The following is a 21,627-nucleotide window of genomic DNA, read 5'->3' as shown; positions in this document are numbered from 1 at the left end:
TTCTTCAATGGCCTTTAAAGGAAGTGCACACCTTTTAGGGCCACGGCCGAGGAGACCGGACATACAATTGAATAGAAAAGGACTGGGGGCAGCGGCCACCTGCAAATAAAGCACTGAGAAGGTGCTTTTTTTGTGCATCATTACAGAGTCAAATACATTTCGAATTGCGCAGGGAAGCTCTTGCTTAAATCCAAGATGCTTGATAAAGCCTTCCAGCAGATGGTTATCGGGGAAGGATATTGATAGATTCTTAAGATTAAGTTCATCCTCGGCATTCTTTAATAATCCCGCTGGCCCGTCAACTGACATCATTATCCACCCAAAATAGAATACCGCCTAAAAAGACGGTATTCCGTAGTTCAGCTCTTATTACCCAATCCTCCGGGAAGATCATAACGGCCTTCAAAAAACGTCAGCGGATTGCCTTCTCTTAAGACAAGTTCCTGCACCTCACCCAGGAAAAGTGTATGATCCCCCGCTTTGTGAGAATCATAGACGGTACATAAAATGCTGGCAATGGCATCCGGAATCAACGGATAATCATCGATCCATCCGTATGGTATGTCCCTTTTCTCTTTGATTTGTCCGGCAAAATACATGGAATATTCCTTTTGGGTGTCAGCCAGGATATTCACTGCAAATTTTCCTGTTTCCTTCAATCTGTCATGCATTCTTGCCTTCTCCCCTACGGAAACTGCAATCAGCTTTGGATCAAGTGATACCGACATGAATGCATTGGCTGTCATACCATGTGCCTCGCCTTCATAATTTGTGGTAATCACAGTCACACCTGTAGCGAATTTTCCCATGGCCGTGCGGAATATACGATCATCCATCATTATGCCTCCTACGCTTCAATAGATTTAGATCAACCTTTTGTTTCAGAAACCGGCTTTGGATATGTCCATCATATGGGACTCTCAGGTATTATATGACTGGATAGGAGCAGGTTTTTGCTTTCCTAGAGGACTCTGTGTTTCAACTGGGGAAATACTTCCCGTATCTGTTCAATTTGGGATAAATTAATTTCTGCTTTTAGGACTGTTTCAAATTCACCTGCACTTGCGATTGTCACTCCCCATGGGTCCACCACCTGGCTGTGGCCTCCCAGCAGGGTATGATTCGTTTTTCCTGCGCAATTGCTAGAGATCAAAAAGCACTGGTTCTCAAGGGCTCTTGCTGCGTTAAACAAATTCCAATGCTGCAGCCTTTGATGCGGCCAGGCGGAAGTTACCAGGAAAATGGTTGCCCCCTTATCGACCTGTGCCCGGTACAGCTCAGGAAAACGAAGGTCATAGCAGGTGGACAGCCCGATTCTTCCAAACTCTGTGTCGATGACTGCCGGCTCTTCCCCGCGTGCCAGCAATTCTCCTTCCATTGATCCATATCGGAATAAGTGTATTTTTCTGCTTGTCCCGACCAGCTCTCCCTCCCGGTTGAACACTACGCTCGTATTGTACAGCTGGCCGCCATCCTTCTCTACAAAGCTTCCGGCATGAAGATAGCTTCCCAGTTCCCTCGCTTTCTTAGAAAAATGAGCCACAAAGGGGCCATCCAGCGGCTCTGCTTCTTTTGCGTAGGAATCGAAGGAAAAATAGCCAGTGGCCCATATTTCCGGAAGCAAAATTAAATCCGTACCCTTTAATTCATTTAAAAGGGAGCTCACCCTCTCTATTCGTTCCTCTTTCGTCTCAGTGTCTTTTATTTCAACTTGTACAGATGCCAGTTTCATAGATATACCTCATTTCATGATCAATAAATATTTTGACTATTGATTTATTTCTAAATAAATTATACTTGAAATATCTCAGATAATCTCATAAAAATTCATCCATACCAACTTCCTTTAAAGGACTGATTGAATTGTCTTTAAAGAAAAACAAAAAGCCAAGCCTTAAAAAGAGAAAACATCGGGACGGGGAATCAACCTGGCTGCTTGTGATTGATATATTCCTTGAATTTGGCGAGTATATCATCAAAGGAATCTTTCATTTGATCCTCCATGGAATCAGGCTGGTCCTGAAGCTGCTTAATGCCTCCAATTAGCAGGGCAGAGCGTACATGCCAAAGGCCTCATATTAGGTATGAGCTTCCACAATTGACTGTGCGGTCTCTAAGAAACACAAATAAATATACAAAAAAAGGTTCCGGAATGAATTCCAGAACCTTTTTTTGTTATTGCATGCCTGCCGTATTGACCGCACGTTTTGATGTTTTTCTGTCCTTATAGCGGTCATACATTTCCTTTGCAAAGTTGGTCCATTTGATAATATTGGCGATTCTTGACTGGTTGCCTTCAATTCCAGTCTGCGCTCTGACGGATACTTTTTTCAGAGAGGAATTGAAGCCCTGAAGGGAGTCTCCCATATGCTTCACATTCACAAACACAGAATCCAGGTTTTCCGATTTTTCCTGAATGTTTTCTGCGAGAGCATTTGTCTTGTGCAGCAGCTGTGCTGTTTCAGCCGTTACTCCCTGAAGCTGGCCTTCAAGGCGGGATATGGTATCCGAGACAGTCAGCATCGTTTTTTCAAGGGCTTTAAGCGTTCTTCCTAAATATAAAACCAATAGAACAAAGGCTATTGCAATGACAGCAATGCTTAAATAAAGAATAATTCTCATCTGTACACCTCCGGATTAGTATAGTTCTTAATTACCCGTCATCCAGCAGGATAAACTGCTAATTAAAAAAGCCGAAAGGCCAGATTCAGTTATGTTACTTTATTCAAGCTCTGCTGCTTCCACCCGCCTGTTTTCTTTTTCCGATAAGGCAGCCATTTCATTCACCAGTGTAAGATGGAAAGCATCCTGGCTGGTTATGGAGGGAGGGATATTTTCTTTAATTGCATCGGCCCACTGATCCAGCGGCATTTTTTCCGCGGGCGGCACATCATCCGGTACCATCCATTCATTCCCTGCATGGCGGGATTTTATCCGGATCTTCTGGTCTTCAATTATCAGTGTGCCATCTGTGCCGTAAAGTTCCAGGAGGAACGGGCTTCCGCCTGATAGAAAGCTGGTTTCCAGAATCCCCAGAGTGCCGGATTCATATTCTGCCAGAACTGCAGAATTCACATCCACAGGAAAACCTGACTTTTGCAGCCTGGCTGAAATGGACTTTGGCTTCCCGGCCAGCCTGTTGCACAGATAAATAGGATGGGCACCGAGATCGATGAACGCACCTCCGCCAGTCTCCGCTTCATCAAAAAAATGCCTGGGCAGCCAGCCCTGCGGATGCTCTTCTGATGCTGCCGCCCCATTATGCGCCGTTCGGCATCTGATCGTGGTCAGAGTACCAAGCAGTCCCTGATCCAGAGCCTGCTGTGCATATAAGTAATAGTCTGAAGTCAATCTAGGGAGTGACAGAGTCAGGATGACATGATTTCTCTCAACTGCCTCTAAAACTTTCTTGCAATCCTCCACTGAAGCGGTAAGGACCTTTTCTGTAAAGATGTGTTTTTTTCCTTCAGCAGCTTTTAATAGAATTTCGGTATGCAAAAGCGTGGGTGCTGCAACAATGACTGCATCAATATCCGGGTCTGATAGCACCTTATCGAGCTCAGGTTCGAAAGGAACACCGATTTTATCTGCCCACTCCTCACCTCTCCCCGGAATTTCATCCCATACCTTAACAATTTGAAGATATGGGTTTTCTGCCGCCTGCTCTGCATATTCATCCGCATGAACATGCCATCTGCTTAACAGTGCTGTCTTGATCATCCTCTTCCCCTCCTATTTCCATACTGCCTGATATCACTCATTATAGTACCGTTTTCATAAAATTGAAAATTTGATGATACTGAAAGACATTGACGAATCTCATTACCGGGACAACCATCGGGCCGTCGGCAGCGAGCGTTTCCTTATCGGTGGCAGCTATCCCCTTCTTCGCAAGGCTGTGGATATTTCGCAGCGGGAAATTGACAAAGTAATCATTGAAGCAGCCGTATCTGCAGGTGCGACGCCTTGGATGATCATCAAGGATGTGCTCTTGGCGGAAGCGCGTCCCGGCATTACTCAGGGAATTACCCTTACCGCCATCAGCTTGATCGGGTTTTCGGCAATGGCAGGAATTGTTGGCGGCGGCGGGATTGGCGACCTCGCCATCCGATTTGGTTATTACCGCTATGATAACACCGTCATGCTGACAACGGTCATTATCTTAATCTGTTTAGTACAGCTCATACAGCTTTTCGGAGACTGGATTTCTGCGAGGCTGAATAAGCGCTAAAAATATACCTAATTATAAGGAGGAAGCAACATGAAAAAGCTTATGGTTTTATGCATTTTCTTACTAACTGCAAGTCTTCTTGCAGCATGCGGCAGTTCAGAGTCTTCTAAGAACATGGAGGTTACAATCGGGGCAACAACCGGCCCATATAGTGATATGGTTACCAAAGGGATCAAGCCTCAGCTCGAGAAAAAAGGCTATAAAGTAAAGGTTGTTGAATTCAGCGATTACGTACAGCCAAATATTGCGCTCGGAAAAGGCGATCTTGATGCCAACTTATTTCAGCATAAGATTTACATGGACAGTTTCGCAAAAGAACATCATTTAAAGTTATCAGAGCTTGTTATTGTACCGACAGCTCCCATGGGCATCTATTCAAAGAAGTATACATCCCTTGATTCAGTGAAGAATAGGGCGACTGTCGCTATTCCAAACGATCCTTCTAACCCGGCACGGGCACTCGGAGTCCTTCAGGATGCAAAATTGATCGTGCTTGATCCTAAAGCCGATCCGCTGACTGTATCGGAGAAGAATGTAAAGGACAACCCAAAACATCTTCAGTTCAAGCCGATTGAAGCCGCACAGCTTCCAAGGTCCGTAGACAGTGTAGACCTGTCAGCGGTGCCTGGGAACTTTGCCCTTGCAGCTAAAATGGACCTGACGGATGCCCTCAAGCTTGAAAACATGCCGGAGGATTACCGCAACCGTGTGGTTGTGAATACGAAGGATTTAGATTCAAAAGTTTCTAAAGATATTAAAACAGCCGTGGAGTCCAAGGAGTTCGAGAAGGTCATTGATGAGCAGTTCAAAGGCTTCGGAAAACCGGAATGGATGAAAAACAACTAAAGAAAAACGAGACTGTCCTTTCCCGGCAGTCTCGTTTTCTATGTTCTCTTATGAAAGTGATTCCTTCTTACCGGAAAACGCCTTTTTAAGTCTTTCTAATCCCTCGATAAGTGTAGAGCGCGGACAGGCGATATTCATGCGGATAAAGCCTTCTCCTCCCTCCCCAAATCCATATCCTTGATTGAAAGCGACCTTCGCTTCTTTATGGACAAGCCTCTCCAGTTCTTTGGCAGAGAGACCATGCTTGCGGCAGTCGATCCAAAGCAGATAGGTCCCTTCAAGAGGATACACCTTTAGATCCTCCATATGCCGGCTGATATAGTCTTTTGCATATGTATAGTTTTCATATATATAGGAAATCAGCTGTGAAAGCCAGTCTCCTCCATAGCGATAAGCACTCTCGGCGGCAACCATCCCAAATGTATTAATCGAACCCATAAAGTTTTGTTCAAGCGCCTTACGGAATTTTACACGGAGCTCCTGATTGGCTATGATAATATTAGAAGTCTGAAGTCCCGCTAAATTAAAGGTTTTACTTGGTGCGGTGCACGTGATCGTCCTTTCGGATAACGCCTCAGAAAGAGAAGCGAGCGGAATATGCCTATGTCCCGGCATAATCAGATCAGCGTGTACTTCATCCGCTGCAATCAGAACGCCGTGTTTCAGGCAGATTTCTCCAAGCCTATTGAGTTCTTCCCTGCTCCATACCCTGCCTACAGGATTATGGGGACTGCTCAGGATGATCAGCTTCGCCCCTTTTCGAGCTTTTTCCTCCAGGTCCTCAAAATCCATTACATAGCGTCCATCCTCTTCTTTAAGGGGATTGGAAAGCAGGGTCCTTCCATTCATTTCCACTACCTTTGTGAATGGATAATAGACGGGGTGCTGAATAATCACTCCATCCCCAGGCTTCGTAAAGGCCTGTACAATTAAGTTCAGCGCCGGTACAACCCCGGGGCTGTGTGTGATCCAGTCTGTTTCCACTCTCCAGTCGAACCTTTCATTCATCCAGCTGCTTACGGCCTCCAAGTAGGCTTGAGATCCTTTTGAATAGCCGAATATCCCATGCTCCACCTTCTCTTTTAAGGCATCGATGACCGGCTGCGGGGCACGGAAATCCATATCTGCCACCCACATTGGTATCATTTCCTTTTCGCCGAACAGCTCTTCAGAATGGTCCCACTTCACCGATCCGGTCCCTGTGCGGATGATTCGTTCATCAAAATTATAGTTCATGTTCAAGCCTCCCTTTTTAAACTTCCACCCTTTCTTTTAGGATACCCTTCCAACTGTGAGAGTTCAAAAATTTGATTTTCATTAAACTTCGATTTTAATTAAACTTTAATGGTTGCTTCATCTCATTTTTATTTTTCAGTCTTACAATGTAAAGGTCCAGAAAATCCAAAATGCATGTATATGATTCCTGCCCGGCAGGTTAGGATGAAAGGGATAGGGTAAAGAAATTCGATAGATATCCCTTTCTACACTAAATGATTTAGTTGGTGACTTAGCATGAAGCACTCATTTTTCAGGTTTTTGCTTGTGGGAGTGATTAATACTCTCGTGGGACTATCCATTATGTATACCCTGTTAAACGCGTTTGGACTCAGCTACTGGGTTTCCACATTCGCTGGCAATATGATTGGGGCAGGTGTCAGTTACATATTAAACAGGACATTTACCTTCCAGAGCCGTGCAGCTGTTCCAGGCAGTATGATCCGCTTTGCTTTTGTGATTCTATTCTGTTATGTGACTTCCTATTACATTGCACTGGTCCTTTCTAAGGCTGTCATGAATATGACTACCGTTCTTCCACATCTCGTTCAAAATAATCTAGCTGTTTTAATCGGAACCGGCCTCTATACCATCATGAATTATTCTGGCCAGAGGTATTTCGTATTCCATGCAAAAGATAAAACTGCAGAATCGTAAGGAGGAGCCTAGTGATGAAAAAAATAAAAAAAGCCATTATTCCTGCAGCTGGCTTAGGAACTAGATTCCTGCCCGCCACAAAAGCCATGCCGAAGGAAATGCTGCCTATTGTGGATAAGCCCACCATTCAATACATTGTGGAAGAGGCTGTTGCTTCCGGCATTGAAGATATCATCATTGTGACCGGGAAGGGAAAAAGGGCCATCGAGGACCATTTTGATCATGCCTATGAACTGGAAGATACGCTCTCTAAGAGAGGTAAACTTCATGTGCTGGAAATGGTCCAGAAATCCTCCAATATGGTGGATATACATTATATAAGACAGAAGGAACCAAAAGGGCTCGGGCATGCCATCTGGTGCGCCAGAAAGTTTGTCGGCGATGAGCCGTTTGCTGTTCTGCTCGGAGATGATATCATTACGTCCGATGTTCCCTGCACGAAGCAATTAATGAATCAATACGAGTTGACTGAACGCACGGTAATCGGGGTGAAACAGATTCCTAAAACGGAATCTCACCGATACGGCATGATTGATTTTAGTGAACATAACGAAAGGCTGTATCAGGTGGAGCACCTAGTAGAAAAGCCTTCGCCGGCAGAGGCCCCATCTGACCTTGCCATCATGGGCCGGTATATCCTGACGCCAGATATATTCCCTTTTCTTGAAAGGCAGGAAAAAGGAATCGGCGGGGAAATTCAGCTGACCGATGCCATCCAGAGTCTGAGTCTGCAGCAGCAGGTTTTTGCCTATCAGTTCGAAGGGAAACGGTTTGATGTCGGGGAAAAGCTCGGATTTATCATGACGAATTTAGAATTCGCCCTGAAGGACGCGGAACTTAGGGGACCCTTATTCGAAGAAATGAAAAAGCTTCTTGCGGAAGAGAGCAGCAGGAAATTTTGAATGCAATCAGGTACGCAGAATGCCAAGTATAAGTTTTAAAAGATTCAGAGACTGGAAGAAAGAAAGCAAATATATCTTTTTTTCCTATGTCATCATTGTTATTTATTTATCTCCCATGTTCATCCTGGGAGAACATTCACATATCCGGGTCCATGATAATCTGGATTCAAATATTGCCTGGTATAAGGTCCTTCACCATAGCGGTCTCTTATTTGGCGGAATAAATTCAGTAGTCCCTCAAATTATAGGCGGCCTTCCGCGCAATGCCTATGGGACTGAATTCAGCGGAATCCAATGGCTTCATAATCTGCTTCCTTCTATGGAGGCATACAGCATCAGCCAGGCCATTACAAGGGTCTTTGCCTTTTTGGGGATGTACCTGCTTTTAAGAAGGCATTTCCTGAAAGGACAGGAATACCTCCTTATTACAGCAGGGGTATCCCTCTGCTTCGCGCTGACTCCTTTTTGGCCGTCTGGCATGCTTAGCACCCTGGGACATCCTTTGGCTTTATGGGCTTTCTTGAATATACGGAGCGGCAGGTCCTCATATAAGGACTGGCTGACATTGGTGCTGCTGCCCTTCTATTCCAGCTTCGTACTTGGATTCTTCTTTTTCCTCGCTGCGATGGGGATATTGTGGGTAAGGGATGTTCTTGTCAAGAAGAAATGGAATTTTAGATTTTTCGGCAGCATCGCCTTAATGACTGCGGTTTACCTGCTGATAGAATACCGGCTTGTTTATTCTCTGGTTTTCCCTACAGCACCGACTAGCAGAAATGAATTCGTCAGCTCCAAGCTAAGCTTTGGACGGACCATCTGGCTGTTTATCAAAAATTACTTTCTTGGCCATACCCATGTCATGACCCTGCATACGCTTGTCATCGTCCCACTCTCATTCATTGTGTTCTGGATGATTTACAAAAAAAAGGCATGGAGAGAACATCAAACATTTGTAAGGCTGTTTGCCCTTAATATCCTCCTGTCTTTATGGTATGCCTTTTGGTTTTATAAAGGCTGGGAGCCTTTAAAAGATCGGTACCAGCTGCTGAATACATTTAATTTTGCCCGTTTCCACTTTTTGAGGCCGCTTGTCATTTATATGATGTTTGCAGTCGGCGCCGCCATCCTCTGGAATCGGAACGGAAGGTGGAAGATCTTTGTGAAGGTCTGCCTCCTGGTACAGCTTCTGGTCCTGTTTGGCGCCAATCCGGAAATTTATTACCGTGCTGCCGGCTATCCTTCCTTCCAGCAGTTTTATGCTGAAAAGCAGTTTAAGGAAATCAAAGAGTATATCGGCATGCCTCAAAAGGATTACCGAGTTGCAAGTATCGGACTCCACCCTGCCATCGCACAGTACAATGGCTTTTACACAGTGGATACGTACAATAATTTTTACGATCTATCCTATAAGCATCAATTTAGGAAAATCATCGCACCCGAGCTTCAAAAAAGCCATGTCCTAAGGACCTATTTTGATGAATGGGGCGGACGCTGCTACATTTTCTCAAGCGAGCTCGGGAAGTATTATTTATTTCAAAAGGATTCAAAGAAGAAGATCCGGCATCTCCAGCTGGATACGGAGGCATTCAAAAAGCTGGGCGGACGCTATTTTCTATCTTCCGTTCCCATACTGAATGCAGAGGATATCCATCTGGACTTATTAAGGACCTTCAACGATAAGAATTCCGCCTGGAAAATTTACTTATATGAGGTCCAATAATGTATTTTAGGAGGGATAGTATGAACTCACCCGTTTTAAGGATTGTGGTTCCTTGTTATAACGAAGAAGAAGTGTTCAGCGATACAGCCAGACAGCTGTCTGCCCTGCTCACCGAGATGATTTCTGAAAACCTGGTCTCCGATGACAGCAGGCTGCTGTTTGTAGATGATGGCAGCAAGGATGATACATGGAAATTAATCGAGGAAGAAAATGGACGGAATAAGTATGTCGAGGGTTTAAAGCTTTCAAGGAATGTGGGACATCAGAATGCCCTTTTGGCAGGTCTTGAAGAGGCGAACAGAACATCGGACTGCGTCATTTCAATAGATGCTGACCTTCAGGATGATATTTCTGTTATTCCTGCCTTTATAGAAAAATACTGGCAGGGCTATGAGGTGGTCTATGGAGTCCGGGACAGCCGTGATACAGACACCGTGTTTAAAAGAAAAACCGCGCTATGGTTTTATTCCTTTATGAAAAGGCTTGGCATTAACCTGGTACAGAATCATGCAGACTTCCGGCTGATGGGAAAGCAGGCGTTGACAGAGCTTTTGAAATACCAGGAATCCAATGTTTTCCTAAGGGGCCTTGTGCCGCTGGTCGGTTTCCCTTCTGAGAAGATCTATTATGATCGAAAAGAGCGGATGGCCGGGGAGTCTAAATATCCGTTCAAGAAGATGATTGCCTTTGCCATGGATGGTCTCACATCCTTCAGTGTGGCTCCCATCCGCTTAGTCACACTGATCGGCTTCATCTCCTTTCTTTTGAGCCTTTTATTTGGCGGCTATGCCCTTACGATGAAACTCCTTGACCACACCGCCATTGGCTGGACCTCCCTCATCGTAAGCATCTGGACAGTCGGGGGCCTTCAGCTCATCGGAATCGGCCTCATCGGGGAATACATCGGCAAAATATTCAAAGAAGTCAAAGGCCGGCCCAAATATGCCATCGAAAAAACACTCTATGGGAACAGTCCCCATCTCCCGGTCCTGCCCCAAAGGGAGGGCCAGTACAGCAGATAGCGGTATGAAGCTATCTGCTTTTTATGAGGTTTTATCTTCCAGTATGGATGGTTATACTGGGGGATAAGAGAGTTTTTTTATAAACCTTAGAAATACCTGTTATTTATCGATATAATGGGAGTAACTGAACTTGGGCATTGTTCCCTGATTTTTTTAGCCTGCACCTAGCAAAAAATATGATCTGGACCGGATGTGGTGATAGACTTGCAGCAGCATATATCTTTATTAATTGAACATTACGGATACGGCGGGATTATGATCGCGCTGGTTGCAGGGATTGTCGGACTCCCCCTTCCAGATGAAGTGCTGCTCGCATTTGTCGGCTTTCAAGTATATAAGGGAGACATGCTTTTTCTTCCCTCTGTACTCAGTGCATTTATAGGGGCCGCCGGCGGGATTTCCCTAAGCTATCTTTTAGGGATCAAACTGGGTCTGCCCTTCATCCATAGATATGGACCGCGGCTGCATCTGACAGAAAAAAAGCTTGATTCCGCCAGGAAGTCCTTTATAAAATTCGGGCCCATTCTTCTTTTCTTCGGTTATTTCATCCCGGGTTTCCGCCATATAACAGCCTATTTGGCTGGCATAAACGGGTATTCTTATCAAAAGTTTTCCAAGTATGCCTATACAGGAGCCTTTCTTTGGACCCTCGTGTTCATCACACTCGGCCGCTCCCTCGGGAGAGAATGGATCAAAGCAGACGAGCTGATTGCCCGCTATAGCATCCCCCTTCTGATTATTGCCGTTCTGGCAATTGGGATCGGTCTTGTAATCTGGAATCAGGCAAAAGCAAAAAAAACCAATGAAAAAAGGAGACAGACTTAAAGTCTGCCTCCTTTTTTCAAGGCCAAAGCTGAATATATTAAGAAGAGTACCCACGATAAAAATGCCAATAAAGCTTAAATAAATCCTTCTGATTCCAAACCTTCCTGACAGGATCCGCCCAGGCGGTACACCAAAAGCAAACGCCAGATTGGAAGCGACAGATGGAAGCAGCATATCATGAGTGCTCAGCTTCAAACCGGTCTGAATCAAGTTTTGCTTCATGATATAAGAAAGATTCGTAAAATATTGCGGTCCGAATGAGTCAATATAGAAACCAGCAAATATTTAGGAAGCCCAAAATGCTTTGTTTCTTCAGGTGATGATTGACTCATCATTTTCCTCCTTTCTATTTTGTCGAATCTGCTTAAATGAAAATTTGAATACCTCTGTTCAATAACTTGTATTTAACAAATTGTATTATACAACATATAAACCAAATTACAATAGTAAAATGCATGCGGCAATTCACTCTTCCTGCACGGAAGGCCGGGTCAGGCTGCTCCCCCCCTATTTCCGCCAACTTTTAAAATCATGGTTCAGCCTCGTTAAATTTTTCTCCAGAACCTGCAGTTCTTCAGGTGTCCAATCCTTTAAAATCTCCGAGTATACATCATGGCGCGCCTTCTTGACCCTGTCTAAGCTTTTCAGCCCCTCCGGCTTTATTTCAATCAGACTGATTCTCCCGTTCTGCGGGTCTGGATACCGGCAGATATAACTCTTGGATTCCAGGGCAGCAATCTGCCTGCTTGCGGTCGATAAATTCAGTTTCAGATATTCCGCCAATAAATTAATGGCAGTAGGACCGCGCTGTTCAAGTTCGCGCAGCAATAAATATTCAGACCGGTCCAGTTTTCCAAGTTTTGGGCTGTGGGCAGTCGTAAGGCGCACAAGCAATGCAATGTCATATTCAATGGATCGGATGGAGTCGTTGCTCATAAATGCTTCCCCTTTTCAAAAACAATACTGATTGAATAAATTATAGCTAATGCATGGCACTTTTGGAAGGCTGTTTAGATTTCCCCTGTTATAGCCATATTAAAGATGGCAAGCGGTGCATGCAGAAATTGGATGCTGATTTCCAGCCGAACGACGTTTTTCCGTGTAAATTAGTGGAATATATATACTATGCAGGGCAATACGAAATGGAGGGATTGGAGCATGACCTTAACATCTGCTTTTAACTTGCTGCACGGGCCAAAGCGCTATTCAGCAGATCCCAAGCGTAGATTCGTATGGATGACCCCTGACAGTCTTGATGCTAATCGCTATACTTGGCCAAAGAAACGCATTGTTAAAGAATTGCCTGTTGAAGTCTACTTCTAAGCAAAGATTTCCGCAGCAGAGTTCATATAAAAAGATGATTCATAGTTACCAGCCACTTGCAGTAGAGCCCTGCATAGCCCCATCCGTGCGAAAGCATGGATGGGGCTTTTTTGGATGCCTATATCCACATTTCCATGTCATGTGGGTGCGGGAGAATCCTTTTTGTGGTTTATAGATCGTTCGTCATAAATATGGAACCTTTCCATAATTTCCATTTCTCCCTAACTTATGTTTGGCCATTAATCTCTGAATTCAGATCATTAATTTAAAAAAACGGCTCATATAAGTGAAAATCGGATCATTTATTTTGGATTCCGTTTTAAAACTACACTGCCAGCCTGGTTGAATCCTAGTTCTCCCCCCGGTCCTTTATTCCACAGTCAATGATTTAATTTTACAGCTGCAAAAAAGAAAAACGGCACCAATCAGCCGTCTTTAACAGTTTAATTTATCTGCTCCTCGATATATAAATTATGTAAACTTTTGTTCAATACGCTCTCCACATCCTCACCTACACTGACTGCCAGCTTTCTTCCCCTCCACAATTTCGTTCCGCACGTAACCCACCCCTCTTTAGGTATGGCAAAATGGACCTCAATAAAAGAGTTCTTATGAAACAGCAAATTAATCTTCAAGTATGGTTCCCCCTTTCATGGAAGAATTTTCATCTTGGATGGCAGCCGGCATAGAAATCATAAAACGTTTCTTATTGAAGGATATTCTGAAGAATGAAGATGTTTCCGGGAATTTTTTTACGAAAGAGAGACGCGCAGTAAAAAAGCCTGCCTGCATTAAGGATAAAGGGTTCCATTTTGAGGGGCAAAATAAATGACTCGTTAAATAACATTCAAATTGTGGAGTGTCTTTTCATTTATCCCTGTTTTATTAAGGCTGTTTTCGTAAATATTGTTGCACATAGGGGATTAAAAAAACTCGCAATAATATGCGAGATTTCTTTTAATATAAGGATTTAGAAGCCCATTTTGCTGCTTGTACCTCTTCAGTCTGTAGAAGGTGTAACCCACCAAGAAGGACCCAATATAGTTAGAGGTAAAGGTGAGATAGAATACGAAGTCTATTTGAATACTCGCAGTGACATTTGGTCAAAGCGTTACCTAATCGTAAGAAAAGGGCTGCCTCAGCAGCCCAGCCTTCTTAAAATCCATCAGTTTACTTCGATTTTCTTCCGAATGCCTCGCTTATTCGCTGGATACCAAAACTCCACACAAACGAAGTGTTAAGTAATTTTGTATAAATAAATCCGCCAGTAGGCATCCTTTGAATCAAATACCTTTTGTAACTTGAGGTGATTTTCCGATGCATTTTTAATAGGGACAGCCGACAGGATATAATTCCCGCCCATTTGTTTTAGAACTTTACTATTTATATTTAAATGCCGAATGACTTTGGTGGACTCTTTTGGAAACATATATTTTTTGCCCAGCTCACTAACAAATAAATAGCAGCGTCCTCCCCATTGATCAAAATAATCTCTAATGGTTTTGCTTTTAGCGAGTTCTGGTGCAATTATTTGCCGGAATTGATGCTTATAGGACAATGGGTAAAAATTATTATAGGTATCTAATGTATATAAGCCATTATATTGAGCAATGGCAGGGTGAAGTCCGATACTGACAACCCGGTATTTTTGAACTGGTTTACCGATAAATGTCTTGATGTTATTAAATTCATCCACTGCATAGAATTGCTGAAACGTAGGCAATTTATGATAAAGGATTTGTTCGTTAGAAGGAACTAGTACAGCAATTTGTAATATAGCAAAAACAACTGATAATTTCCGCCATTTTATATTGAGCTGCCATAGTATCCGCAAAGAAACAGCAAACAAAATGTAAATGATCATTGGTCTTAAGTAATGATAACGGGAAAAATTAAAGGTGTTTAGAATGCTGATTTTTTCTTTTATAGGCACCCAGCCTTGATACCACCAAAAAGAATACCAGACAGATAACAATAAATTAGCTAGATGTAATCCAATAAACAACTTTTCCTGTTTCCATCTTTTTTGCATGATGACAATAATTAAAGCAATCAAAGCCGTTGGGAAGATGACAAACTCATAAAGAGTTTGATCTTGGTTATGTCCCATAAAATAATTTTTGAAAATTAATTGAATGGTTTGAATGAGGTTGTTTTTGGATTCGTAAAACTCTGAACGATTTGTCTTTTCATGTGTAAAAATTAAGGATGCCACTTCACGGTACTCAATTGCCAAATAAATGATTGTCATATACAAAATGGAGAGGAACAGTCTTAACTGGGCTTTCTTGGTTTTTATGACATCAATAAGCCAAAATACACCCATTGCACTTAAGAAAAAGAAAAAGCCCAACATAAAAGTTGAATAAAACGGTAAAAGCGTTAAAGTCACTAGACTGACCCATGTCTTTTCGTGATTTCTAATATTTAAAAAAGCCCATAAAGCAAGCGGCATCCCTAATGTACTTAACATTCCATTTGCCCAGAACGGTGTCAAAGCAAATGTTAATGCGGCGATAACCCGGATAAACCCCTGATTTTCCTCTTTAATCACATATCTTCTTAATAATAAATACATACCTAAAAACGCGATAAAACGACTAATCGCCTGGTTTATTCCGTATGCAATAACAGGAGAAAAAAATTTAAATAATTCAACAATCCCGTAGTATTGGGAATAATAAGCGTTTCTCGATAATTCACCATTAATAACCTGGGGTATCATCGCATTAATGGGTCCAAATAGCTGCCCGCTGTCAATTAAAACTTTGTACCATGAGATATTAGAATCCATGTTATCTTGAAGGCGCATATGTGCGTGTTGTCCAAGTACAAAATAGGGCAAAACCCAAATTGCAATAATAATTAGTGCGATAAACAAATATGCTTTTTCCTGTTTATAACATGTTTTAAAAATAGATGAAGTCATTTAATCCTCAATTCCTTATAAAACAAATTTATATTCATTCACTTTTAAAATCTTAACATTATTTTTTTAATATAATTTATCTTAATCAATATTTAATAATAAAATTAGACATTTTTAAGATTTTACTTCTAATGGATGAGTGAATTTTTAGTTTCAGGAAGAAAAATCTGCTCACAAAAGTGTATACAAGCGGGTATTTAATGATTACACCACTTGCAATTAGTAAGTATTACTATAAAGTTGTAAACAGAACTTCCTCTTAATGTTTCATTAAATAACATTTAAATTTAAGGGCATCCTTTTTTAAATCCTTGTTTAAACCCTTGAAGAACAAATAAAAAACCAACTATCCTGAGGATTGGGATGTTGGGCTTGGCAATTAGTCCAATAACATTCCGATGCTAGTGCTGCGGTTAAATAGGTATAGTCCTAATTTAATACTTCTGTTTTTTTAAAAGCTTTGCAACTATATAAAAAAATCAGGAGCCTTCATAGTAACTGCCTTCAAACTTATTTTCCTGTCGGTTCAGTCACTCTTATCATGAACGCTCCCCTGATACCATACTCTCGCAACTAATGTGTAAAATCAATGGTTACCTGATGGATCTCCCTTTGGTGAGTGCGTTCTCAACAAAATAACCCACTTCGTCTAATACATATTGTTCAAATGAATTTAGTTTTTCTCCATTTTTAAGTTTATTCAGAAGTAATTGCACAAAACCTCGATTGCCTTCATCTTCTATTTCATGATCTAGTAAGGATTGTAAAATATATATGGGTAAAGTAGATTGTTTTGTCTTTAACTCGTCATCTAAGGCGATCCCTTCACCTTCTTGGGTTAGAAATGAACTTTTTTCATATTGGGGAATAGCTAATTTTTCCGCCCCTTCTATTTCTTTTGATTTGCTTACCAAAAGTATGCTGCATTTTCCGGTGTGAATTTCAAATTCACCATTTAGCCAAGCATCATCCTTTACCAGTATGTTTACTCTTTCCTTATACATATTCAGTGTATTTATATAATTTACTACGGTTGGATGGACACTTAGCTCCACTTCGACCAAGGAAAAATTTTCATAATTAACCAATCGCATTGTTCCTTTTTGAAATAGAATGTCAGTATTTTTAATTGAGACCTTGTATACCTTCATTTTTAACGCCCCCAAGCAGTGATCTGTAACTAATGGTTAAACATGCCACTATTTATAGATACATTACCTCAACAAACTGAAATTCCCCTTAAAGTAACATTAAAAATAAATGATAAATTAAGACAAAGAGGATTCTTTAACAAATAGTATTTTGTAAAGAAGCTTTATTCGTAGTAACTATCTTAATAACATTACCTAGGTATTTAGGAATCATTCTTGTGCTAATCGGTGGGATAATTGGGCTGCCGATTCCTGACGAAGTGTTGGATATAATGTATTTTTAGGGAGAATGTCGTATGAAATTTCTTTAGTTTGTTCGTTTTTAGGGGCAATAGGAGGAATATCCCTCAGTTATTTTATGGGGTTAAAATTAGGGCTTCCCTTCTTAATAAAGTTAAGTCCAAAATTACATATCACTGAATCTAGAATTGCACTGACCCGCCGTTTGTTTTCAAAACTAGGTCCCTACTTGCTATTCTTAGGGTATTTTATTCCAGGAGTCAGACATGTAACAGCTTATTTGGCTGGTATTAATTCCTTGACGTTTAAGCGTTTTTCATTATTTTCTTTTTCAGGAGCTGCACTTTGGGTTTTTACATTTATCTCGTTAGGATATAACCTTGGTTCCGAGTGGAAACAAGTACAAAAGCACACGGAAAAGTGGAGTGTGCTGATTCTTTCTATTTTAATAGGATTAATTTTCCTTATTATATTTCTATACAAAAAAACAAAGAAAGACAACACTTAAATGCTAATGCTGCCATTTATCTATGTGGTTAATGGGATCTTTTTAACCTGAATGTTCCTTAGTATTTTACTCAATAGAAAAGCAGAAATCCTTACTATCATACCATTAAGAACCGCAGTAAAATCCCAGATTGGTTTACTCTGATCCTGTTACGGAAGCCCCTTTCCCTTTTAATCTCAAAAGAACGCCTCATTTTACATGTTCATATTATTATCCTTGGCAGGAGCTACCCTATGTCTGCCAAAAGCCACGAGGAATAGACAGGCTGCGGCGGCGAACAGAGTGTAAATGGTAATCAAACGTCCATAGCTGATCGCAGAGGAGATAAAGCCAAATAGCAGGTATCCTGCCGTTGAACCGATCTGGGTGATATTCATATAAAGAGTGGTGGCGGTTCCCGGTGCTTCCGGAATAAAATCCTGAAAGTATGAAATCGCGATTCCTGCGGTAATGGAAACCTGCGCAGCGCTCAAAATCTGAAGCGGATAAATCTGCCATGGTTCTGATACAAATCCAAAGATTAAAAAATATCCAAACGCTATAAAGTAGCCGATTCGAATGAGAATCGCATTATCCATCCTGGTTGCCAGCATTCCGATGATGATCATCATCGGAACCTCAAAAATGGGCGCCACACTAAATACAATTCCTACCTGCATCTCCGTACCATGAAGAACCTTGGTAACAAATTGAGGGACATTTAGCATATGGATGGAGGTCGCAGCATACAGGAGGAACGCTGCAGCAAGATTTCCGAAGATATGCGGCCGGCTGATATACTTCGTGACTTTCAGGTTCTCCGTGCTCGCAATTTTATGTCTTTCCACATCCTTCAAAAGGAAGATGATGGTCAGGAAAGCCAAGAAATAACAAGCAGCCACAAATAAGAATAAGCCCTTAAAGTCAAACATCATCAGCAGCCAAGCCCCGACGGCAGGTCCCACCGTCCAGGAAAGGGCAAAGAACATCCTTAAGATATTCATCACAAAAGGCGTATCCTCGCTGCTTACATCAGCCTCGGTCAACGCATCCCGGGCATACGCCCATAGCTGCGGCACCGCAGCCGCCGAACAGCCCAGAAGAAAAAAGGCGCTGATTGCCAAACCATAGTAATTCCGTATAAATGCAAAAAGTATGTAGCCCATGACGCCGGCAAGGGAAGTAAAAATCAGGATTCTCCTCCTGCTGGCCGTGGTGTCAGACTTCTTTGCGATAAAGCTGCTGATTGCCACACCGCCAATGGCCATAATCGTCATAAAAATTCCGAATCCCGCATTGCTCATCCCTGCTTCATCAATTCCAAACAAAGAAGAGAAAGGAGCAAAAAAGGACGCCGCTAGACCAAATATCGTATTTAACAGAAATAGGACTGGGAAAGAAGGAAGCCTCCAGACAAAGACAATCTTTTCTTTGAGGGCCGAAAAAACATTTGTATGCATAATGATCAGTCCTATCGTTTATTTTCCAGGTGTACGTGTACCAGTTATAAACCATTTAGCCGCATGCACGGAGACAGGAGCTGTTCCAAGAAGCTCCTGTCTCTGCATGTGTCTGGTGTATGTACTTTCAATTAGCCCATTTCTTTCTTGCTGAACCGGAGCAAGCTGGATATCCGGTTGTTCTCAGGTTATGGTTATGAAGCCTTCCTGAACCAATCTTTGACTTTTGATGAGTTTCGTTCATGAGAGTCCCTCTTTAAACCATTTCTCTGAATCTATCACGGGTAATGATCATGTAAACCGTTCTCTGAACCATTTTTCTGACTCTTCCACGCAATCTTGGTGTTGAGAAACCTCCTCACGGACTAAGGTTAGACTCACCTAACGAGTTTTGTCCTTTAGAAGTACTCTCACGGACTTATCTTTGACCCACCTGCAGGGTTTTGTCCTTTAGAGGCACTCTCACGGACTTATCTTTGACCTTCCTACCGGGTTTCGTCCTTTAGAGGCCCTCCAGTATAAACAAAAGGATCCGCAGCTTACAAATTTTCTCCATTCGTTTCAATAACATCTTTATACCAGTAATAGCTCTTCTTTTTGATGCGGCGGAGGTCGTGGCCGCCTTCTTCATGCTGGTTGATGTAGACGAAGCCGTATCGTTTTTGGAAGCCGTTGAGCCAGCTTAAGAGATCTGTGAAAGACCACACGCAGTAGCCGAGAAGGTCCACTCCATCAGAAACAGCTTCCTTCATGGCTTTTACATGGGAGCTGATATAGTCTATGCGGTAGTCATCATTAATTATATCGCCTTCTTCCAGCTTGTCATACTCTCCTAATCCATTTTCGCTGATGAGGATCGGCAGGCCGTAACGGCTTGTGATTCTCTTAAGGGCAACTCTCAAGCCCTGTGGATCGATATTCCAGTCCCAGTTGGTTTTTTCAAGGTTAGGATTTTCTGTGGTTTTAAAAACACCAGGGATTCCAGAATCCTTGGAGGTTCCTTTTTTGCCCGTTGTATTCATTTCCCCCTGGGAAACGCCTCCTTCTAAAGGGTTTTCTTCAAATGTGGTGGTCTGGTAATAGTTCAGACCCATGAAGTCCGGCTTTCCTTTTCTTAGAAGTTCCAGGTCTCCTTCTTCTATGACCGGTGCAAATCCTTTTTCTTCAAGATACGCCAAGGCTGCTTTTGGGTATCTGCCCCATGCATAGATGTCCATCCACCAATGGCTGTTCAGCTCTTCGGCATTTTCTGCAGCCAGGATATCCATAGGGCTTGATGATGCCGGGTAAGCAGGGGAATAGGCAAAGCTTGGTCCGATTTTCCCATCCGGCACATAGCTGCGGAATTCCTTGATGACCCGCGCATTGGCCAAATTGGCATGATGATTGACCTGGTAAAAGAGCTTTTCATCCTTTACGCCCGGCGGATGTGCGGCCATTTTATAGCCAAAGCTTGTAAAGATTCTGCTCGTTCAGGCTTACCCAATATTTGACTCTGTCGCCGAATCGCTTGAACAGTTCCACACTGTAGTTCGCAAAGTCCTCGATGATCTGCCTGGATTCCCAGCCGCCATACTCATCCTGAAGCGCCTGCGGCAAATCCCAGTGGTAAAGAGTTAAAATAGGTTCGATGTTATTCTCCCTAAGCTCGTTGATCAAGTTATCATAAAATTCCAGGCCTTTTTCGTTTACTTCCCCTTTTCCATTAGGGAAAATACGGGTCCAGGCAACAGAAAAGCGGTAAGCCTTCATCCCCATCTCCGCCATCAGGCGGACGTCTTCTTTATAGCGGTGGTAGTGATCCACTGCTACATCGCCATTGGTTCCTTTAAAGGTTTTTCCCGGGATACGGACAAACTGGTCCCAGTTTGAAACTCCCTTTCCATCCTCATTCCAGGCCCCTTCTATTTGATAGGCGGCGGATGCTGCGCCCCATAAAAAATTCTGCGGAAACGGCTTTAGTGTTTTATGTATCATTCAATTCTCTCCTCCGTTGCTGTATATATCCCTAAAATCACTAGGCAAAAATTGTCAGTTATACACTTTCCTATTCTCAAAAAATCACACTCTAAAACCTTATTTATATATTTTCTCCTGAAGGACCGGCAGATTCCTTGTTTGGATCCGTTCTCTCTACCAATAGGCTGATTTTTTCAATTGGCGGTTCCGGTATTCTTCCAGGTTGATCTTAACAAGCCCGTTATCGTTTTTAAAGGCATTCATGGGGGAATTATAAGTTCAAGTGGACTTCTGTCAAGAAAGTGGACACTGTTTTTTGAGCTGCTTATTTAGCGAAACTACTACCGCACTTCGTTTGGTAAAGCTTGAAAAGTGACAAGTCCTACACCGGGACTCACCACTTTTTAAGCTAAATGGTTACTTAAGGAGCTCTGTTTCTCTGCTTTCAGAAGATGCTTTCTCTCAAAATTATTGGGAGAACAATAGCCCAAGGTCGAATGTTTCCTTTTTTCGTTATACCTGCTTGTTATATAGTTCGTGATGGACTGGACGGCTTCTTTTCGAGTGGTATATCTTCTGCGATAGATTAATTCCTTTTTG

20 protein-coding genes and 3 pseudogenes are annotated in these 21,627 nt (G+C 42.4%); 10 read left to right on the top strand and 13 right to left on the bottom strand.

Features of this window, described 5'->3' with window-relative positions; all coding sequences use genetic code 11:
• Window positions 1-140 precede the first annotated feature (140 nt).
• The 3 genes and pseudogenes from H539_RS32805 to H539_RS0109895 all read right to left on the bottom strand — a co-directional run.
• A pseudogene (locus H539_RS32805) lies at window positions 141-285 on the bottom strand (GNAT family N-acetyltransferase); the annotation flags it as partial.
• Between the two features lie 74 nt (window positions 286-359).
• Window positions 360-836, bottom strand: a complete 477-nt coding sequence (locus H539_RS0109900) for a flavin reductase family protein (RefSeq protein ID WP_026693393.1) — start codon at window positions 834-836, stop codon at window positions 360-362.
• A gap of 125 nt (window positions 837-961) precedes the next feature.
• Window positions 962-1,732, bottom strand: a complete 771-nt coding sequence (locus H539_RS0109895) for a carbon-nitrogen family hydrolase (RefSeq protein WP_026693392.1) — start codon at window positions 1,730-1,732, stop codon at window positions 962-964.
• 131 nt (window positions 1,733-1,863) lie between these two features.
• Here H539_RS0109895 and H539_RS0109890 point away from each other — a divergent pair, with 131 nt between their 5' ends.
• Window positions 1,864-2,046 carry a hypothetical protein gene (locus H539_RS0109890; protein WP_026693391.1) on the top strand — a complete coding sequence of 61 codons (183 nt, stop codon included), beginning with the start codon at window positions 1,864-1,866 and terminating at the stop codon, window positions 2,044-2,046.
• Between the two features lie 129 nt (window positions 2,047-2,175).
• Here the strand turns inward: H539_RS0109890 and H539_RS0109885 are convergent, their stop codons facing one another.
• A complete protein-coding gene (locus tag H539_RS0109885) occupies window positions 2,176-2,622 on the bottom strand; it encodes a DUF948 domain-containing protein (RefSeq protein ID WP_026693390.1) in 447 nt (148 codons plus the stop codon).
• Window positions 2,623-2,721: 99 nt separating this feature from the next.
• Window positions 2,722-3,720: a Gfo/Idh/MocA family protein gene (locus tag H539_RS0109880; protein ID WP_026693389.1), complete on the bottom strand. Its 999-nt coding sequence runs from the start codon at window positions 3,718-3,720 to the stop codon at window positions 2,722-2,724.
• An 89-nt stretch (window positions 3,721-3,809) separates the two neighbouring features.
• On the opposite strand from H539_RS0109880, the pseudogene H539_RS28265 reads away from it, so the two are divergent.
• Both H539_RS28265 and H539_RS0109870 read left to right on the top strand, forming a co-directional pair.
• Window positions 3,810-4,231 (top strand): annotated as a pseudogene (locus H539_RS28265) (methionine ABC transporter permease); the annotation flags it as partial.
• Window positions 4,232-4,261: 30 nt separating this feature from the next.
• Window positions 4,262-5,077, top strand: coding sequence for a MetQ/NlpA family ABC transporter substrate-binding protein (locus H539_RS0109870; protein ID WP_026693388.1), 816 nt, complete (start codon window positions 4,262-4,264; stop codon window positions 5,075-5,077).
• Between the two features lie 48 nt (window positions 5,078-5,125).
• On the opposite strand, the gene H539_RS0109865 is transcribed toward H539_RS0109870, so the two are convergent.
• Window positions 5,126-6,313: a MalY/PatB family protein gene (locus tag H539_RS0109865; RefSeq protein WP_026693387.1), complete on the bottom strand. Its 1,188-nt coding sequence runs from the start codon at window positions 6,311-6,313 to the stop codon at window positions 5,126-5,128.
• Window positions 6,314-6,589: 276 nt separating this feature from the next.
• On the opposite strand from H539_RS0109865, the gene H539_RS0109860 reads away from it, so the two are divergent.
• From H539_RS0109860 to H539_RS0109840, 5 genes are all read left to right on the top strand, one after another.
• The gene (locus H539_RS0109860; RefSeq protein ID WP_026693386.1) at window positions 6,590-7,009 is read left to right on the top strand and encodes a GtrA family protein; all 420 of its coding nucleotides are present in this window, start codon (window positions 6,590-6,592) and stop codon (window positions 7,007-7,009) included.
• 14 nt (window positions 7,010-7,023) lie between these two features.
• Window positions 7,024-7,911 carry a UTP--glucose-1-phosphate uridylyltransferase GalU gene (gene galU, locus H539_RS0109855; protein WP_026693385.1) on the top strand — a complete coding sequence of 296 codons (888 nt, stop codon included), beginning with the start codon at window positions 7,024-7,026 and terminating at the stop codon, window positions 7,909-7,911.
• A 19-nt stretch (window positions 7,912-7,930) separates the two neighbouring features.
• Window positions 7,931-9,631, top strand: coding sequence for a DUF6044 family protein (locus H539_RS0109850; protein WP_051348534.1), 1,701 nt, complete (start codon window positions 7,931-7,933; stop codon window positions 9,629-9,631).
• Between the two features lie 20 nt (window positions 9,632-9,651).
• Window positions 9,652-10,653, top strand: a complete 1,002-nt coding sequence (locus H539_RS0109845; RefSeq protein WP_026693383.1) for a glycosyltransferase family 2 protein — start codon at window positions 9,652-9,654, stop codon at window positions 10,651-10,653.
• A gap of 195 nt (window positions 10,654-10,848) precedes the next feature.
• Window positions 10,849-11,478, top strand: coding sequence for a VTT domain-containing protein (locus tag H539_RS0109840; RefSeq protein WP_026693382.1), 630 nt, complete (start codon window positions 10,849-10,851; stop codon window positions 11,476-11,478).
• Window positions 11,479-11,985: 507 nt separating this feature from the next.
• Here H539_RS0109840 and H539_RS0109835 read toward each other — a convergent pair.
• Window positions 11,986-12,414, bottom strand: coding sequence for a MarR family winged helix-turn-helix transcriptional regulator (locus H539_RS0109835; protein WP_026693381.1), 429 nt, complete (start codon window positions 12,412-12,414; stop codon window positions 11,986-11,988).
• Between the two features lie 222 nt (window positions 12,415-12,636).
• Between H539_RS0109835 and H539_RS31435 the strand changes: the two genes are divergently transcribed.
• Window positions 12,637-12,801: a hypothetical protein gene (locus H539_RS31435; protein WP_155889991.1), complete on the top strand. Its 165-nt coding sequence runs from the start codon at window positions 12,637-12,639 to the stop codon at window positions 12,799-12,801.
• Between the two features lie 443 nt (window positions 12,802-13,244).
• On the opposite strand, the gene H539_RS0109825 is transcribed toward H539_RS31435, so the two are convergent.
• From H539_RS0109825 to H539_RS0109810, 3 genes are all read right to left on the bottom strand, one after another.
• Window positions 13,245-13,436, bottom strand: a complete 192-nt coding sequence (locus tag H539_RS0109825; protein ID WP_026693380.1) for a hypothetical protein — start codon at window positions 13,434-13,436, stop codon at window positions 13,245-13,247.
• Window positions 13,437-14,038: 602 nt separating this feature from the next.
• Window positions 14,039-15,730 carry a DUF6044 family protein gene (locus H539_RS0109815; protein WP_035322299.1) on the bottom strand — a complete coding sequence of 564 codons (1,692 nt, stop codon included), beginning with the start codon at window positions 15,728-15,730 and terminating at the stop codon, window positions 14,039-14,041.
• 593 nt (window positions 15,731-16,323) lie between these two features.
• Window positions 16,324-16,881 carry a hypothetical protein gene (locus H539_RS0109810; protein WP_026693377.1) on the bottom strand — a complete coding sequence of 186 codons (558 nt, stop codon included), beginning with the start codon at window positions 16,879-16,881 and terminating at the stop codon, window positions 16,324-16,326.
• A gap of 289 nt (window positions 16,882-17,170) precedes the next feature.
• Between H539_RS0109810 and H539_RS28260 the strand changes: the two genes are divergently transcribed.
• Window positions 17,171-17,629 (top strand): VTT domain-containing protein, encoded by a 459-nt coding sequence (locus H539_RS28260; protein ID WP_155889989.1) that lies wholly within the window; start codon window positions 17,171-17,173, stop codon window positions 17,627-17,629.
• A 194-nt stretch (window positions 17,630-17,823) separates the two neighbouring features.
• Here H539_RS28260 and H539_RS0109800 read toward each other — a convergent pair whose 3' ends face one another.
• From H539_RS0109800 to H539_RS28250, 3 genes and pseudogenes are all read right to left on the bottom strand, one after another.
• Window positions 17,824-19,068: a sugar efflux transporter gene (locus tag H539_RS0109800; RefSeq protein ID WP_026693376.1), complete on the bottom strand. Its 1,245-nt coding sequence runs from the start codon at window positions 19,066-19,068 to the stop codon at window positions 17,824-17,826.
• A 539-nt stretch (window positions 19,069-19,607) separates the two neighbouring features.
• Window positions 19,608-21,045, bottom strand: a pseudogene (locus H539_RS28255) (glycoside hydrolase family 1 protein).
• Between the two features lie 386 nt (window positions 21,046-21,431).
• Window positions 21,432-21,627 (bottom strand): IS3 family transposase (locus tag H539_RS28250; protein WP_035322297.1); only part of this gene is annotated, 196 nt, incomplete at its 5' end.

Origin of the sequence: Peribacillus kribbensis DSM 17871, from assembly GCF_000430765.1 — a bacterium.
Lineage (GTDB): Bacteria > Bacillota > Bacilli > Bacillales > DSM-1321 > Paraperibacillus > Paraperibacillus kribbensis.
This window is presented reverse-complemented; position numbering and strand designations above follow the sequence as displayed.